This is a genomic window from Dellaglioa sp. CoH-57-MRSF-19, assembly GCF_056781975.1.
This window is the reverse complement of record NZ_JBXAXW010000154.1, coordinates 1-404: the sequence shown is the minus strand read 5'-3', so window position 1 is coordinate 404 and position 404 is coordinate 1. Positions and strand designations below refer to the sequence as shown.

The window sequence follows — 404 nt, the reverse complement described above, 5'->3', positions numbered from 1 at the left end:
GGTATCCTGAACAAGGACAAAGATCAAGTTACGGCGGCTCGCGACGAAACTTCTACGTCGCTGCATTTCCGCAACGAAACTACGAAGGCACCGGAAGATTCGGGCCAGTCGATGATCAACCATCAACCCCCGGCAGATCGTCTGATCGAACCGGGCGAAGAAGGCCCGCACGGCAGCACCCATTTCCAAAACGACACGGAAATGACCGAAAAGACCAACCGCATGAATGCGAGCGCTGCCAAGGGTAACGAAGGTTACGACAAGGCAAAAGACCCGCGTGATGCGCACAAGAAGCCGGAAAAGCATCCGGGTGAAGTGAAGCTGGCTCCTGAGAAGGGCCCGCACCACCCGGCAAAGACCAAGGCAAGCTTCGAAGACGGCGCTAATACTCCGCACACTGATGT

General features: G+C 56.2%; 1 protein-coding gene. It reads left to right on the top strand.

The features are described 5' to 3' along the window. Positions 1–404, top strand: a 404-nt coding sequence (locus AC1RO3_RS08740; RefSeq protein ID WP_481764039.1) for a hypothetical protein, incomplete at both ends; no start/stop codon positions are given.